This is a genomic window from Rufibacter aurantiacus, assembly GCF_017916345.1.
GTDB classification, from domain to species: domain Bacteria; phylum Bacteroidota; class Bacteroidia; order Cytophagales; family Hymenobacteraceae; genus Nibribacter; species Nibribacter roseolus.
Genome location: NZ_JAFMSV010000004.1, coordinates 865,413 through 879,017, shown reverse-complemented (window position 1 = coordinate 879,017; position 13,605 = coordinate 865,413). Strand labels below are relative to the sequence as shown.

The following is a 13,605-nucleotide window of genomic DNA, read 5'->3' as shown; positions in this document are numbered from 1 at the left end:
TTGTTTTACACTTGACAGAACTGTTTCAAGCTTCCTTTTAAGAAAATGGCTCATAAACAGGAGCCCGTAGACACGCTGGCGCGAGCCAGCCTTGGAATATGGTAAAACACATTAACTGTATAGAGGCTGATTTCTAATAAACAGCCTCTATACACACCTCGCTTCTATCCTCTGAAACTAGCCCGCTGCAGACGGTCATTGATGGCGCGGCCCAGGCCTTCCTCGGGCAAGGGCTCTGCCAAGATCAGGTCGACGGGCTGGGCGTCCATGGTGCGGAGGGCGGAGAAAAGGCTACGGGCGGCTTCGCTTAGATCACCGGAGGCGGATAGTTGAATTTGCTGTTCACGTGGAACTTCGGAGAAAATACCCTGCAAGGAAATCACCCCAACGCGCGCGGGATCCGTTTTCTGCAGGTTTTCAGAAATATTGCCTAAAAGCACCTTCTTGCGAGGCGAGTAGTGGCTGCTGAGCATACCGGGTGCGGCCGGGTTAGAAGAAGAGGTTTTCACCTGTACCTTCGAGATTTGCACCACCTCCTGCAGTTCTTCCAGTGCCAGGCCGCCTAAACGCAGCACCTCCACCTCATCGCCGTTCAATCGGATGATGGTAGATTCAATCCCTACCGGGCAGGCGCCACCATCCAGAATATACGGAATACGGTCTCCTAACTGGTCCTGCACGTGCTGGGCGGTGGTAGGGCTCACGTACCCAAACGGGTTGGCACTAGGTGCCGCCACCGGGAAAGGCAATTGACGCAACAGATCAAGCGTGAGCGGATGGTTGGGAATACGCACTCCCACAGAGTCATGGCCCGAGGTCACCAACAGCGGCACGTGCTCGGCTTTGGGCAGAATAAGGGTGAGCGGCCCGGGCCAAAAGCGCTCGGCCAGTTTGTAGGCTGCATCCGGCACCTCCCGCACAATCCCGCTGACCAGGGACACCGCGTGGGTGTGCACGATGAGCGGATCAAAAGCCGGACGGTTCTTGGCCTCAAAAATCTTCACCACCGCCTTCTCGTCATAGGCGTTTGCCGCCAACCCGTAAACCGTTTCGGTGGGAATAGCCACCAAGTCGCCTTGCGTAAGAAAGGATACTGCACGCTGTAAATCAGTGCCGATGTCTGCCATAGTACTTTAATAATCCTGCAAAGCTACTACGATGTTCTCTCATTTACAGCCGGGAAATCTGTTTTAAGTTTGTATTAAGGAAAATGCCCTTAAAACAGAAAGCCCTGCTTTGTGGGCAGGGCTTTCTGTTTTTGATAATATATAGACTTCTAACTTACACCGTTTCTTTCTGGTACAGTTTGGCCAAGGTAGCTACGGCGTAGTCAATCTCTTCTATGGTGTTGTACTTGCTGAACGAGAAGCGTACGTTGCCGCGCTCCATGTCTGACCCAATGGCTCGCAGCACGTGCGAACCCAGATCGACCCCGCTGGTGCAGGCGCTTCCGCCCGAGGCCGAGATCTTGTTGATGTCCAGGTTGAAGAGCAGCATCTCGTTCATCTCAGATACAGGCAGACTCACGTTCAGGACCGTGTACAGGCTATTATCGGCTTCCGCGGAAAGACCGTTGAACTGCACGTCTTCAATCTGCTCGCGCAGTTTGGAGATCATGCGGTCTTTGAGATTCTGGATGTGCTGGTGGTGCTGGTCCATGTCGCGGTACGCGATCTCCAACGCTTTCGCCAGCCCAATGATGCCGTACACGTTCTCGGTGCCGCCGCGCATGTTCCGCTCCTGCGATCCGCCCTGGATCAATGGGTTGATCTTCACCGATGAATCGACATAGATAAAGCCCACGCCTTTTGGTCCGTGGAATTTATGGCCCGAGCCCACCAGAAAATTCAAGCCCAAGGCCTGCACATCGTGGCGGTAATGGCCCATGGTCTGCACCGTGTCTGAGTGGAAGATGGCGTCATACTTCTTGCAGATGTGGGCAATGGCCTGGATGTCGTTGAGGTTACCCAGTTCATTGTTGGCGTGCATGATGGACACCAACGTGCGGGGCTGTGAAGCCAGCGTCTGCTCCAGATGCTCCAAGTCCAGCACACCGTTTCCGTCTACCTTCAGCATGGTCAACTCCACCTCACCGGTTTTCTCCAGCGCCTCCAGCGAGTGCAGCACCGCGTGGTGCTCCAGCGGAGAAGAGATGGCGTGCTTGATTCCCAGGCTGCGGATGGAGCAGATAATGGCCAGATTATCGGCCTCGGTACCACCGGAGGTAAAGAAAATCTCAGACGGCGACGCGTTGATCAAGCCGGCTACTGTCTTTCGGGCGCCTTCAATGGCGGCCCGCACCTGTCTCCCGTGTGCGTGTATGGACGATGGATTTCCGTAGTGCTCCAGCATGAAGGGAGCCATTACATCAAAAACTTCTTTGTCTATGGGCGTGGTGGCCGCATTATCTAAATATACACGCATGAGGAGAATTACTTTTTACAACAACAACAGGTGAAACAGGTCCGGTTCATAGGAAGCCTTCTTAGAAAAAATAAAAGCTATGTATTTATATTCAACTACGATTTAACAGAGATAATCTCTTTGATATCGCCAATGATTTTATTGGCCAGATGGTCAGCGGTGGAGAGGCTGTCAGACTCGGCGTAAATCCGGATGATAGGCTCGGTGTTAGATTTACGCAGGTGCACCCACTCTTTGTTGAACTCAATCTTAACGCCGTCAATGGTGTTGATGGGTTGCTTGGCGTAATGCTTCTGCACTTTGCCTAGCACCGCGTCTACATCAATGTCTTTGGTAAGTTCTATCTTGTTTTTAGAGATGTAATAGTTAGGGTATGTGGCACGCAGTTGGGTCATAGTAAGGCCAGTTTTAGCCAAATGACTTAAAAACAAGGCAATCCCTACTAAGGCATCGCGGCCGTAGTGCAGTTCTGGGTAGATGATGCCTCCGTTGCCTTCGCCCCCGATGATGGCGTTCTGGGCTTTCATCATGTTCACCACATTCACCTCGCCTACGGCTGCGGCAAAGTACTGGCCTCCGGCTTTCTCAGTGACATCGCGCAGGGCGCGGGTAGAAGACAAATTGGAGACAGTGTTTCCTACCTGGTTTTGCAGAACGTAATCAGAAACGGCTACCAGGGTATATTCCTCGCCAAACATGCTGCCGTCTTCGTTCACCAAGGCTAAACGGTCAACGTCTGGATCAACCACAATACCCAGATCAAACTTGCCTTTCTCCATGAGACGGGCAATCTCGCCCAGGTTCTCCGGGAGCGGCTCTGGGTTATGGGCAAAGTGCCCGGTGGGCTCGCAGTGCAGTTTCTCAATCTGCTGCACCCCTAAAGCCTCTAACAGCATAGGCACGGCAAATCCTCCGCTGGAGTTCACGGCATCTACCACCACGCTGAAGTTTTTAGCTCTGATCGCCTCTACATCTACCAGCGGCAAATCAAGAATGGTTTTGATATGCTCCTGCAGGAATTGGTCGTCCTGGGAGTATGCGCCTAGCTTGGTTACCTCGGCAAACTCAAACGCTTCCTGCTCGGCCAATTCCAACACCAACTTACCTTCGGCATCGTTAATGAACTCACCTTGTTGGTTCAGGAGTTTGAGGGCGTTCCATTGCTTTGGGTTATGGCTGGCAGTAAGAATGATTCCGCCGCCGGCATTCTTGGCAGGCACTGCCATCTCCACTGTTGGGGTGGTAGACAAGCCCAGATCAATGACGTTAATGCCTAATCCCTGCAGCGTAGCGGCCACCAAGCGGTTCACCATTTCGCCAGAAAGGCGGGCGTCACGCCCAATTATTATTGTATCATTGTTGGTGGTCTGCAGTACCCAGGTACCAAAAGCCGCCGCAAATTTCACTACATCAACCGGTGTAAGGGCGTCTCCTACCTGACCTCCAATTGTTCCTCTTATTCCTGAAATTGATTTTATAAGTGCCACTGATTCCAAATTTTGAACACGCAAAAGTAGTAAAATAGAAATGATTCAACGCAAGGAAAGGTAACAAAGGTCCAGGCTCGGCTTCCGGGGTGGCGCTTGCATCTGGCTTGGCAGGAAGAAATTTGCGACAAGCAAAACCTTCTACCAAAGTTCTCATTAGTAGACAATAGAGGTAAATAGCCGCCTGTTCAACCTAAATCCAAAAAAGGTTTTTCTCTTAAGGTTCATGCGTTTTGAGCCTACTTTTTCAGAATTATAAGACAAACAGCAACCAAGACTGCCTCTTTTTAGGCAAGCAGATATCTTTTTAGGGCAAACAGCGTTTTAGTGCAAATTCCAAAAACCTAACTCGGTTTTAGGCGTTCTCTCAAATACACCCACTTTTTATGGCAGTTGGCGGCTTTAAACGCCTGTGAGCAACGCCCGAAGAAAAAACTTTACTTTTTTTCTTCCCCGGTTATGGAATCCTTATGAAACATGCATCATGGTAGTAAATAAATCGTTCTTGCCCGGGACCAGGTCTTGGAGAGAACGTAACCTGTTTCAAGGCCGAAATCCTGATTTTAGCCCCAAAACAAGTTCGGTTGATTCACCCTCACCGGTAAAGTTTATGGTTTGTTGTGTTATTGTTTCATTAAGAAATCTCGCATAGCTCATGAATTGTTAACAATACGTTTATCTTTGTTAAATGGAAACCCCGGTAGTACCCGCTTACCCCCGCCAAGCCCAGTTAGATGCTTTTAACCGTCTGCTGGATATTTTAGATGATTTACGTGAAAAATGCCCCTGGGACAGGAAACAAACCATGGAAAGCCTGCGGCACCTCACCATTGAGGAAACCTACGAGCTCTCTGAGGCCATTCTCACCCAGGACCTCCCGGAAATCAAGAAAGAGTTAGGCGACGTACTGCTGCACCTGGTTTTCTATGCGAAGATCGCTTCTGAACAAGGGGCCTTTGACATCGCGGCGGTGCTCAACGCCCAATGCGACAAATTGGTTTTCCGGCACCCCCATATCTACGGTGACACCAAGGCAGATACAGAGGAAGAGGTAAAGAAGAACTGGGAGAGTTTAAAACTGAAAGAAGGCAATAAATCTGTTTTGTCGGGCGTTCCTTCCTCGCTTCCGTCCATGGTGAAAGCCATGCGCATCCAGGAGAAGGCCCGCGGTGTTGGATTTGATTGGGATGAACCTTCCAAAGTTTGGGAGAAGGTAGAGGAAGAAATGGCTGAGTTCAAGGCTGAGTTTGACAAACCGCAACTCAGCGAAGAAGACAAGGCCAAAGCCACCGATGAACTGGGTGACGTCTTTTTTTCCCTGATCAACTTTGCCCGTTTCCTGGACCTTAACCCAGAAGAAGCCCTGGCCAAAACCAACCAGAAGTTCATTCACCGGTTCCAGTACCTTGAGAAAGCGGCCGCTACGCAAGGGAAAAAACTAAGTGAGATGACGCTGGCCGAAATGGATGTATATTGGAACGAAGCAAAACAAAAAGCCAACCCGGGATAGAAACCAAATACTTAAGAATACCTTAAATAGATTGTACTTTTGCAATAAATTTTCCGGTATTATTTGATAAATTGCGTTTAAATCCCTAGGCTTGTATTTAGGTTGCTCCCAAACAGAAGTAACTCTCTCGCTGATTTAGCAGTTAAAAGGGAATTATTAACGTATAAAGAGCATTAAACTTTTTAACAACCAATTCATTATCAACAACTAACACAGTAACACAAACAACTAAACCTAAATTTTTAGAAACAATGGAAAAAAAGAGTGCACCTGCAACTGCAAAACCAGCAAAACAAGAAGGCAAAGCAGGCTCAATGTTCGCAAGCATCGTAATTCCGGTAGCCATCATTGCTGCTGTTTGTATTTATCTGTTTATCCTTGGTAACGGAGCTAACTTTGAAGGCGGCGACAACGCCAATCACCCACTTCCAGGCAACATGCTGGGCCAGGTGTACAAAGGTGGATTCATTGTGCCAATCCTGATTGCGATCAACATTCTGGTAATCACTTTCTCAATTGAGCGTTTCTTAACAATCAACAAAGCAAAAGGCGGTAAAGGCCTGGAGTCTTTCGTGAGAAGCGTGCGTCAGAAAATGAACGCCAACGATATCAATGGCGCTATCGCTATCTGTGACCAACAGAAAGGTTCAGTAGGAAACGTGGTGAAAGCCGGCTTGCTGAAATACCAGGAAATGCACAACGAGCACGGTATGACCAAAGATCAGCGTATCCTGGCTATCCAGAAGGAAATTGAAGAAGCTACCGCTCTTGAGTTGCCAATCCTGGAGAAAAACCTGGTAATCATCTCTACCATCGCCTCTATCTCTACCCTGGTAGGTCTTATTGGAACGGTATTGGGTATGATTAAAGCGTTCGCGGCTCTTGCAACTGCAAGTGGTGCACCAGACGCTACCCAGCTGGCAAACGGTATCTCTGAGGCTTTGATCAACACAGCCCTTGGTATCACTGGTTCTGCTATCGCCATCGTTGCTTACAACTTCTTCACCAGCAAAATTGATGAGTTGACTTACAGCATTGATGAGGCTTCTTACAGCATTATCCAGACGTATGCTGCGCAGCACACTGAAAACAACAGAATCTAATTAGAACTTCTCGCTTAGAAGGAAAAAATGCCTAAAGTAAAAGTACATAGAACCTCTCCATCCCTGGACATGACGCCCATGGTGGACTTGGCATTCCTTCTGGTAACGTTCTTCATGCTTATTTCGAAGTTCGCACCAGAGGAAGCGCTGGTAGTGGATACGCCTTCTGCGACAACAGAAATCAAAGCCCCGGACGCCAACGTGATCACCATCAGTATTGGTAACGATGAGCGGGTTTTCTTTGGAGTAGACGACAAAAACACTAAACTGAGACTGATAGATAAAATAAGTGAGAAATACGGAGTAGGCTTCACCCAACCAGAGAAAGAGGTTTTTGCTTCTCTGTCTTCATTTGGAGTTCCCATTTCTCAGCTTAAATCTTATTTGGCTCTGAAACCCGAAGATCAGAAAAAGGTGAACCAACCAGGTATTCCTATTGATTCTACCAGAAATGAGTTAGGTGACTGGGTTCAATTGGCCCGTTATTCTAATCCCCAGTCTATTGTAGCCATCAAAGGAGACCAAAAAGCAGGTTACCCAGTTGCTGGTCGTGTGATTGAGATCTTGCAGGAGAAGAACGTGAACCGTTTCAACCTTGTAACAGATATGGAAGTTAAACCTGTTATCAAATAACGAAAGGGAAACGACATGGCAGAAATACAACAGCAAGGCGGCGACGAAGGCGGTAAGAAACGGGCCAAGAAAGGCTCTACCAAAGTGGACATGACCCCAATGGTAGACCTAGGCTTCCTGTTGCTCACATTCTTCGTAATGACCACTACCCTGGCCAAGCCGCAGATCATGGAGATCAACATGCCGGTGAAACCCAAAGACAGACAAGAGCAGAATGAATTGAAAGCGTCTAACGCCTTTACCGTTCTCCTTGGCGGCGATAATAGAATCTTCTATTACCGCGGTCTTCACCAGCCAAACATGAACATCATCCCGCAAGTGGAGGAGAGCAACTGGTCTGGTAAAGGTATCAGACAAGTAGTTCTGGATGCAACCCGCGCCAATCCTAATCTGGTAGTGCTAATTAAAGCTGATGAGACCTCTTCTTACAAGAACCTTGTGGATATCTTGGATGAGATGAGTATCACCAACACCCAGAAGTACGCCGTAGTGGAATTGGACAACGCAGATGCCACTTTGCTTAGAAACGCAGAAAAAGGAGGAGGAGCGCAATAATGGATAATCAACGTTTAGCAACCGCCTCTCTTGATGATATGGTCTTTGAAGGCCGTAACAAAGAGTATGGTGCGTACATGCTTCGTAAGCTTTACACGAAGCACGTAAACCGGGCAATTGTCATTGCCATTATCCTGTTCGTACTCTTTTTGAGTATTCCTTTGATTCAGTCAATGTTCAAAGATGAGGATGCAGTGACTAAGGCACCGGTAGTAAAAGTAGTGGACTTGGCTGCGCCGCCTTCCGTTGAGAAGGTAGTGCCACCACCGCCACCACCACCAGATGCCCCACCACCCCCACCACCCGTACGTTCAACCGTTAAATTCACTCCTCCGGTAGTGAAGAAAGACGAAGAAGTACAGAAAGAGGAGATTCCGGATGTAAAGGAACTTCAAAAGACAGACGCCGGTACTGAAACCGTGAAAGGTGACCCAACTGCGCCGCCAACCCTTGAAGGGATTGAGAACGGCACAGGCCCAACTGGTCCGGTACAGGAAGTCTTTGAAGACAAGGTTTACATTGCGGTAGAGAAAATGCCTGAGTTCCCAGGCGGGATGGCAGCCATGATGAAATACATGGGTGAGAAATTCCGCATCCCATCAGCCGCTCAGCGTGCTGGTGCAGAAGGTAACGTGGTACTCTCTTTCGTAGTAGGCCCAACCGGGGAAATCACCAACATTGAAGTTCTAAAAGGCCTTGGTTATGGTCTGGATGAAGAAGCCGTACGTGTTATCAAGGGTATGCCTAAGTGGAGCCCAGGGGAGCAGAACGGCCGTAAAGTATCTGTAAAATATACAGTTCCTTACCGCATCGTGATCAAGTAACCAAATACCTTCACTGGTACTTTACAAAAAACTCCGGAGACAGACCTTCTTAAAAGAATGGTTTTGTCTTCGGAGTTCTTTTTTACCAACATGCCCGAAATCACGTATTATACTTGAAATAAGCCCAAAAGCAGCAACATGAATTATTCCAGAAGACCCCAGCAAGAAGACCGGGGAAGCGCCTACGGAGGCATCATGAAATATGTGTCCCTGCTTATGGTGCTTCTATACTTTGGCTTTGGCTTGTACGTTTTATTTTCTACCGAAAGGCAAATCCCCTTCCCAAGGGATTATAAATATATACTAGGAGGCCTCCTCCTTTTCTACGGTTTGATTAGATTTGTGAGAGCGTACCAACAGTACTTCAAAAAAACCAGACGAAATGAAGAAGATTAATCTTTTAACTTTTCTATTTACTGCAGGTGTGGCTCTTGCTACTTTCTCGTGCGGTCAGTCTGGGAACAAGAACACAGACACTCCAACGTCAGGAAGTATCAAGATAAGCGCAGATGAATCTTATGCACCTATCATAGACTCGCAGATCCAGACGTTCCAGGGCTTGTACAAATATGCTAAAGTACAAGCCGTGTATAAGCCGGAAGCCCAGGTAGTGCATGACCTTCTTACTGACACCATCAGGTTTGCCATCATGGCCCGTCAGTTGAATGACCGGGAGAAAGCTGAGTTTGAGAAGCTCAAGCTTACGCCCCGGATGAACAAAATTGCGGTAGACGGGATAGCGCTTATCATAAACAAGGAAAACACAGACACTACCCTTACCTTACAACAGGTTAGAAGCATATTCACGGGCAAGACAACCTCCTGGCGCCAACTGGATCCCAAGGCCCAGGATGGCAAGATCACCATTGTGTTTGACAACAGTAACTCTAGTACGGCCCGCTTCATCCTGGACTCAATCAACCTGAAGCAGCCTCTGCCGCCAAATACTTACGCATCCACCTCTAATGCTAACCTGGTGGACTACGTTGCACAGAACAGAAACGCAATTGGCGTCATAGGCGTGAACTGGATTAGTGACCGCCGCGACAGCACGGCTATTTCTTTTCTCAAAAAAGTGAATGTAGTAGGAATCAGCAGAAACGAGAACCCTACTTCTGAAGATGATTTCATCCAACCTTACCAAGGATATTTGGCCCAAGGAACTTATCCACTACGCAGAGAGGTTTTTATAGTAAGCAAAGAGGCCCGCGCAGGACTTGGCACAGGTTTTGCATCCTTCATATCAGGAGATCGGGGCCAAAGAATAATTTTAAAATCGGGCTTAGTCCCAGCCTCTATGCCAGTTCGGATAGTAGGGTTTAGACAGTAATAATTAACTAGAGTTTCACTAACACTAACAACCAAGACAAATGATTAAGAACTGGAAGACGTATGGAGTTTTGGCGGCCGCTTTCTTCACTGCCGCTGGAGCCTCAGCACATAATGATGGGCTGCGTTCTGGTAAGATTGAAAAACAACTAACATCAATACAATCCCCCCAGGATCAATTGATATTCGCTTCTTATGCTGTACAAGATAATTCTGCTGCCGGCTTGGTGAAACAAGGGAAAGCAGCCCTTGAGCAGAACAAACTGGCAGAAGCGCAGCAGTTTTTTGACAAAGCGTTGGCCTTGAGCAAATCAAAAGACAACAACGTCAAGATCATGATTGGTGAAGCGTATGTGACATCAGGAGTGAAAGATTTGTCTCCGGCTATCAAACTTCTGGAAGAGGCTACCAGCAAAGACACTAAAAACGCGAATGCGTTTGTGTTGCTTGGTGATGCTTACCTGCACAACAAAACCGTAGATGGCGGAAAGGCTATGGCCAGCTATGACAAAGCTTTGGCGGCAGACGGCAAATTTGCCAAAGCCCATTTACGCAAAGGACAGCTGTACGTACAGTCTCGTAACTTTACCCAAGCCAAAGAAGCCTTGGACGCTGCCGTAGCCGCAGATCCAAACTACGCTCCTACTTACCTGGAGTTAGCCGAGTTGTACTACCGTGCCGAGCAGTATGCGAAAAGCTCTGAGTACATCAAGAAGTATGTGTCAATGGCTGAGAACACACCAGAGACCCGTGCCAAGTATGCTTCTATCCTTTACCTTACCAAGGATTACCCTAACGCCATGACAGAGATTCAATCTGTTCTGAAGAGCGATCCTAACAACATTGCCATGAACCGTTTGTTGGCATACAACTACTATGACACCAAACAGTATGACAAAGCCTTAGAAGCCATTACTGCTTACTTCAATAAGTATGATGAGTCTAAGCGCATTCCTTCTGACTACGAGTACTATGCCAACATTCTGGTAGAGAACAAGAAACCACAGGAGGCTGTTGCTGTCATTGAGAAAGCGAAACAACTTGATCCTAAAAACCCGCTCTATGATGATCTTTTAGCCAAGCAATACCTGGCTCTTAAGAACTATCCTAAAGCGATCCAGGCATACAAATCAAAGTTCGCGACCACGCCTCCCAACAACACAGATTTGTTCTACTACGGTTATGCCCATGAGTTGAATGATGACTTCAAAACCGCGGATAGTGTATACACCATCATCACCACCAAGAACCCTACCTATGCGTACGGTCACTTCTGGAGAGCCCGTGTAAACTATAGCTTAGACCCTGAAACAAAAGCAGGCCTGGCCAAACCGCACTACGAGGAGTTCATCAAGCTGACTTCCGGTGATAAGGAGAAGTACAAGAAAGACTTGATCACTGCTAACAACTATCTTGGCTACTACTATTATCTGAAAAAAGATAAAGCCAATGCCATGAAGCACTGGCAAGAAGTGAAAACATTGGATCCGGCAAACGCAGATGCCACCAACGGTTTGAATGGATTGAAAGCCATGAAGTAATCTTCTTTAACAACATAAAAAAGCGCCTCTTACTATAAGAGACGCTTTTTTTATGTCCAATGATGACTGCCTTATAACTGCTGCTTCTATAGAAAAGAGAATAGATCAACAGGTAATTTTTGCACCTACTACAGCAAAACAACACTTACTTCAATCCGGAGAAATCAACTCCTGACACTTTCCACAACCATGCACCCTATTATCTTATCGAAGGCTGAAAAAATAAGATGGTGCTACATTTTCTAAGATAGACAAACCAGTTTTAAGGCCATTTTGGTGCTACTCTGGCAACTTCCTTCTCACCTGTATTATGCCTCTTTTCCAAAAAACAGAAATAAAATGAGGCTTTACTTCTTCTATCCAATTGAGTTAAATGAATATACGAAAGGCTATAAGGGCGACTGGTATAAAGGCCCATTCCTAGCTTTGAATCCGGTTCTGAAGCACTTCCCCGTATTGTCTCCATTTTTCTAAAGCCGCCACGAAATCTGAAGGTAATTCTGATTCGAAAAAGACAAATTGCTGGGTAGTTGGGTGAATAAAGCCCAATGATTTGGCATGCAGGGCCTGCCTAGGTAACAAATCAAAGGTATTCTGCACAAAGGCCTTGTACGAACCCGTTTGCTGCCCTTTCAGAATCTTATCCCCTCCATAGGTAGCATCATTGAATAGCGGGTGCCCCATGTACTTCATATGGGCCCTAATCTGGTGCGTGCGCCCTGTCTCCAGGTTGCATTTGATAAGACTGCAGTAAGTAAAGCTTTCCAAGACCTCATAATGCGTAACGGCGGGCTTCCCGAAATCGCCCTCGGGGTAAACGGCCATTACTTTCCTATCCTTTACACTGCGCCCGATGTGCCCTACAATTGTACCCTTTGCTTGGGCGGGAACACCCCAGACAATGGCATAATAGGTTCTTTCAATGGAATGGTCAAAGAACTGCTTGGCCAGGTAAGTCATAGCAAACTCTGACTTCGCAATTACCAGTAAGCCGGAGGTATCTTTGTCAATCCGGTGTACCAGGCCGGGCCTGATCTCCCCGTTTCTGGAGGTGGGCAGGTTCTGCAGGTAATACACCAATCCGTTCACCAACGTACCAGACCAATTGTTATACGCGGGGTGCACCACCATACCGGCGGGCTTGTTGATCATCATCAGCTCCTCGTCTTCGTACACAATGTTGAGCGGAATATTCTCCGGCACCACATCTGTGTCGCGGGGAGGGTTGGCCAGCGTAACGGTAATCACATCCAGAGGCTTTACTTTATAGCTGGCCTTGGTGGGTTTTCCGTTCACGCGTACAGACTCTGCTTTGATGGCATCCTGCAATTTGTTACGGGTTACGTTAGGCAAACGGTCCATCAGGAACTTGTCTACTCGTAACAGTGCCTGGCCTTTGTCTACCTGTATCCGGTGGTGCTCATATAACTCATCAGAATCGGCGGAGGCCAAATCTTCAATCTCGTCTTCTGGGGCGTCAGGTAGTTGCATGCGTTTTAAGCCTGTTTTCTAAAATATAGCACAAAAATAAAGAGCCGGTAACGATAATCGTCACCGGCTCTTGAGTATTAGAAAGGATTAACCTTATTTTTTCTTTTTCACGGGAGCAGCGTTGTTCACGGCAGGCTTAGGAGAAGAAGCACCTGGGGTAGCAGCAGAAGCAGCTGGAGAACCTTTAGGAGCTGGCGTTACACCAAGATCTTTCAACACCAGGTCAGTGAAGCTGTTTCCATCCTCTGGTCCGTACAACAGAGCCTCGGCGGTAAAGATGTGGGTGTATCCGTTTTCTTTAGCCACTTTGTCAATTGACTTCTGGATTTTATTCATCACTGGCTCTAAAGCAGCTTGCTCTTTTTTCTGCAAAGAAGCATCTGCGTTACGCTGGAATTCTTCAATAGAAGCCTGCAGGGTAGTAAGCTCTTTTTCTCTGTCTGCTCTTACCACATCGGTCATGGTAGGGGCACCTTTTTTATAAGCTTCTACTTTAGTCTGATAATCTTTGTACTTGTTCTGAAGCTCTTTCTCCAATTGACCGCTGTGGGCTTTCAGATCAGACTCAATCTGGCGGCTTTCAGGTAGCTGGCTAATGATGTAGTTAGCATTGGTATAGCCAATTTTAACTGTTCCTGTCTGTGCAAAAGAAGCCACACTTACCAATAGAAAAGCGGCTACTAACAGAGATTTCAATTTGTTCATTGT

Annotated in this window: 13 protein-coding genes; 7 read left to right on the top strand and 6 right to left on the bottom strand. The window is 47.4% G+C overall.

The features are described 5' to 3' along the window. Positions 1-164: 164 nt before the first annotated feature. The 3 genes from J3P34_RS18455 to glmM all read right to left on the bottom strand — a co-directional run bounded on the left by J3P34_RS18455 (position 165) and on the right by glmM (position 3,911). On the bottom strand, positions 165-1,127 hold the full coding sequence (locus J3P34_RS18455) for an L-threonylcarbamoyladenylate synthase (RefSeq protein WP_210490063.1): 963 nt from the start codon (positions 1,125-1,127) through the stop codon (positions 165-167). Between the two features lie 154 nt (positions 1,128-1,281). Beyond that, on the bottom strand, positions 1,282-2,424 hold the full coding sequence (locus tag J3P34_RS18450) for a cysteine desulfurase family protein (RefSeq protein WP_210490062.1): 1,143 nt from the start codon (positions 2,422-2,424) through the stop codon (positions 1,282-1,284). Between the two features lie 95 nt (positions 2,425-2,519). Beyond that, positions 2,520-3,911, bottom strand: a complete 1,392-nt coding sequence (gene glmM, locus J3P34_RS18445; RefSeq protein ID WP_210490061.1) for a phosphoglucosamine mutase — start codon at positions 3,909-3,911, stop codon at positions 2,520-2,522. Between the two features lie 688 nt (positions 3,912-4,599). On the opposite strand from glmM, the gene mazG reads away from it, so the two are divergent. Beyond that, positions 4,600-5,421: a nucleoside triphosphate pyrophosphohydrolase gene (gene mazG, locus J3P34_RS18440; protein WP_210490060.1), complete on the top strand. Its 822-nt coding sequence runs from the start codon at positions 4,600-4,602 to the stop codon at positions 5,419-5,421. Between the two features lie 142 nt (positions 5,422-5,563). Here mazG and J3P34_RS18435 read toward each other — a convergent pair whose 3' ends face one another. Continuing rightward, positions 5,564-5,749, bottom strand: a complete 186-nt coding sequence (locus tag J3P34_RS18435) for a hypothetical protein (protein WP_210464170.1) — start codon at positions 5,747-5,749, stop codon at positions 5,564-5,566. Between J3P34_RS18435 and J3P34_RS18430 the strand changes: the two genes are divergently transcribed. The 6 genes from J3P34_RS18430 to J3P34_RS18405 all read left to right on the top strand — a co-directional run bounded on the left by J3P34_RS18430 (position 5,673) and on the right by J3P34_RS18405 (position 11,406). Next, a complete protein-coding gene (locus J3P34_RS18430) occupies positions 5,673-6,524 on the top strand; it encodes a MotA/TolQ/ExbB proton channel family protein (protein ID WP_210462995.1) in 852 nt (283 codons plus the stop codon). The two genes, J3P34_RS18435 and J3P34_RS18430, sit on opposite strands and share 77 nt — an antisense overlap. 27 nt (positions 6,525-6,551) lie before the next feature. Then, positions 6,552-7,157 (top strand): ExbD/TolR family protein, encoded by a 606-nt coding sequence (locus J3P34_RS18425; protein WP_210462994.1) that lies wholly within the window; start codon positions 6,552-6,554, stop codon positions 7,155-7,157. A 15-nt stretch (positions 7,158-7,172) separates the two neighbouring features. Beyond that, positions 7,173-7,712: an ExbD/TolR family protein gene (locus J3P34_RS18420; RefSeq protein ID WP_210462993.1), complete on the top strand. Its 540-nt coding sequence runs from the start codon at positions 7,173-7,175 to the stop codon at positions 7,710-7,712. Continuing rightward, a complete protein-coding gene (locus J3P34_RS18415; protein WP_210462992.1) occupies positions 7,712-8,536 on the top strand; it encodes an energy transducer TonB in 825 nt (274 codons plus the stop codon). Before J3P34_RS18420 ends, J3P34_RS18415 begins: the two co-directional genes overlap by 1 nt. 382 nt (positions 8,537-8,918) lie before the next feature. Further along, a complete protein-coding gene (locus tag J3P34_RS18410; protein WP_210462991.1) occupies positions 8,919-9,866 on the top strand; it encodes a PstS family phosphate ABC transporter substrate-binding protein in 948 nt (315 codons plus the stop codon). A 178-nt stretch (positions 9,867-10,044) separates the two neighbouring features. Continuing rightward, a complete protein-coding gene (locus J3P34_RS18405) occupies positions 10,045-11,406 on the top strand; it encodes a tetratricopeptide repeat protein (protein ID WP_210490059.1) in 1,362 nt (453 codons plus the stop codon). A 420-nt stretch (positions 11,407-11,826) separates the two neighbouring features. On the opposite strand, the gene J3P34_RS18400 is transcribed toward J3P34_RS18405, so the two are convergent. After that, the gene (locus J3P34_RS18400) at positions 11,827-12,897 is read right to left on the bottom strand and encodes an RluA family pseudouridine synthase (RefSeq protein WP_210490057.1); all 1,071 of its coding nucleotides are present in this window, start codon (positions 12,895-12,897) and stop codon (positions 11,827-11,829) included. Between the two features lie 93 nt (positions 12,898-12,990). Further along, a complete protein-coding gene (locus tag J3P34_RS18395) occupies positions 12,991-13,602 on the bottom strand; it encodes an OmpH/Skp family outer membrane protein (RefSeq protein WP_210462988.1) in 612 nt (203 codons plus the stop codon). Positions 13,603-13,605: the final 3 nt, after the last annotated feature.

What these genes read in the sequence shown, in the direction of transcription:
- J3P34_RS18455 (WP_210490063.1), bottom strand. Translation starts at nt 1,127, where the DNA reads ATGGCAGACATCGGCACTGATTTACAGCGTGCAGTATCCTTTCTTACG.
- J3P34_RS18450 (WP_210490062.1), bottom strand. Translation starts at nt 2,424, where the DNA reads ATGCGTGTATATTTAGATAATGCGGCCACCACGCCCATAGACAAAGAA.
- mazG (WP_210490060.1), top strand. Translation starts at nt 4,600, where the DNA reads ATGGAAACCCCGGTAGTACCCGCTTACCCCCGCCAAGCCCAGTTAGAT.
- J3P34_RS18430 (WP_210462995.1), top strand. Translation starts at nt 5,673, where the DNA reads ATGGAAAAAAAGAGTGCACCTGCAACTGCAAAACCAGCAAAACAAGAA.
- J3P34_RS18435 (WP_210464170.1), bottom strand. Translation starts at nt 5,749, where the DNA reads ATGCTTGCGAACATTGAGCCTGCTTTGCCTTCTTGTTTTGCTGGTTTT.
- J3P34_RS18425 (WP_210462994.1), top strand. Translation starts at nt 6,552, where the DNA reads ATGCCTAAAGTAAAAGTACATAGAACCTCTCCATCCCTGGACATGACG.
- J3P34_RS18420 (WP_210462993.1), top strand. Translation starts at nt 7,173, where the DNA reads ATGGCAGAAATACAACAGCAAGGCGGCGACGAAGGCGGTAAGAAACGG.
- J3P34_RS18415 (WP_210462992.1), top strand. Translation starts at nt 7,712, where the DNA reads ATGGATAATCAACGTTTAGCAACCGCCTCTCTTGATGATATGGTCTTT.
- J3P34_RS18410 (WP_210462991.1), top strand. Translation starts at nt 8,919, where the DNA reads ATGAAGAAGATTAATCTTTTAACTTTTCTATTTACTGCAGGTGTGGCT.
- J3P34_RS18400 (WP_210490057.1), bottom strand. Translation starts at nt 12,897, where the DNA reads ATGCAACTACCTGACGCCCCAGAAGACGAGATTGAAGATTTGGCCTCC.
- J3P34_RS18395 (WP_210462988.1), bottom strand. Translation starts at nt 13,602, where the DNA reads ATGAACAAATTGAAATCTCTGTTAGTAGCCGCTTTTCTATTGGTAAGT.